General features: G+C 66.6%; 1 protein-coding gene. It reads left to right on the top strand.

The genetic code is table 11. The features are described 5' to 3' along the window. The first annotated feature begins 161 nt into the window (after nucleotides 1-161). Nucleotides 162-638, top strand: coding sequence for a hypothetical protein (locus tag EJK15_RS69740; RefSeq protein ID WP_138720987.1), 477 nt, complete (start codon nucleotides 162-164; stop codon nucleotides 636-638). Nucleotides 639-760 lie beyond the last annotated feature (122 nt).

Below are 760 nucleotides of genomic sequence, written 5' to 3'. Positions count from 1 at the left end.
GAACCCTCCCAGGGAAAGGCGCGCTCTGGACCGGACCGATCGGCTGCGCTCTCAGCGCCTCGCAGAATCGGACATAACCGGACACGGCTTTGTCGCGAGACACACGCAGGACTACGGTAGAGATCACGCCCAGCAATCACGCCACACACCGGGAGCGCCACGTGGCCCGCCGCAAATCCACCGACCCCCGCCAGGTCACCTTCCAACCCCCCACACCCGGCGGCAAACCGTTGGCGAAACCGCAAACACGCCGCGCGCCAGCCCGCACCAAGGCCGTCCGGTGGACCGACCTCATCAACACCGGCACCCGCCTCGACGAGGACACCATCGAACGCCTCGACGACGCATGCCAGCGCACCGGCCTGGGCGTCCAAGGCGTCTGGGAAGAAGCGATCAACTACTACTGCGACCAGCTCGGCATCCCCGCCGAGATGCCGCCGGGCAGCGACATGACCGTCCCACGCCCCAGCGTGCCCGCAGCCGACCCGGAATCGCTCAAGCTCATCACCGCCCGCCTCACCCCGAACACGAGAGCCCGACTCGTGGCCGGCTGCCACCTGGAGGAGTTGGGCGGGCAGGAGTTCATCCCGGCCGCGCTCAACGCGTGGTTCGACCTCGACGAGAGTGGCCGGTCCTAGTAGTACTTTGTTAGTTCGTCATGGTGGTCGTTGATGGCAGGTGGGGCATTGGCCTGCCCAGGTGGCTAACAGCACCTGGAGCATGTGCAAGATCTTGTAGAAGGTCAGGCCGCCCCAGCCGC

Origin of the sequence: Nonomuraea basaltis (assembly GCF_005893125.1) — a bacterium.
In the GTDB taxonomy this organism is placed as follows: Bacteria; Actinomycetota; Actinomycetes; order Streptosporangiales; family Streptosporangiaceae; genus Nonomuraea; species Nonomuraea basaltis.
This window is presented reverse-complemented; position numbering and strand designations above follow the sequence as displayed.